This is a genomic window from Acinetobacter faecalis, from assembly GCF_034187745.1.
GTDB classification, from domain to species: domain Bacteria; phylum Pseudomonadota; class Gammaproteobacteria; order Pseudomonadales; family Moraxellaceae; genus Acinetobacter; species Acinetobacter faecalis.
This window is the reverse complement of the sequence record NZ_JAXHPF010000023.1, coordinates 1-485: the sequence shown is the minus strand read 5'-3', so window position 1 is coordinate 485 and position 485 is coordinate 1. Positions and strand designations below refer to the sequence as shown.

Annotated in this window: 1 pseudogene; it reads right to left on the bottom strand. The window is 37.1% G+C overall.

Annotation, left to right across the window (positions count from 1 at the left end):
• Window positions 1–485 (bottom strand): annotated as a pseudogene (locus tag SKM54_RS12365) (VENN motif pre-toxin domain-containing protein); the annotation flags it as partial.

Genomic DNA, 485 nt, shown 5'->3' with positions numbered 1-485 from the left:
GCTGTTTGTCCCGTAAGTGCTTGCTGACCATCAACGTCTGTAATAGTAATGTTCTTAGTATTCACTCCACTCTTGGTTACACTACTATCTTTTTCAGCATCTGAACCAAAGCCTATAGATTTACTTACACCTGTTTGATATGAAGTATGTTGATCAATTTGATTTGGTGAAGAAAGCACGGTATCTGGTTGTTTCTTTCCTTCCTGACCTTGCTCTTTCGCTTTTCCAGCATTAAAACCAGCACTTACCCCAATGCCTTTAGCATCATAGTCACTCACGTTCTTAATATCAGATTTTGTTAAAGTCCCTGTAATCAGTGAGTTCTTAGCTGTATCTTCTGCTTTTTGAGTCGATGTAATCATTGCACCTTTTAAATCGGTGTTATTTTTTACATTAATTTGATAACCATCATCCCCTGCAAAAATTCCTGATTGCTCATTTACAGATGCATAATTGGCATCAATTTTTGACTTACTCGCACTAAC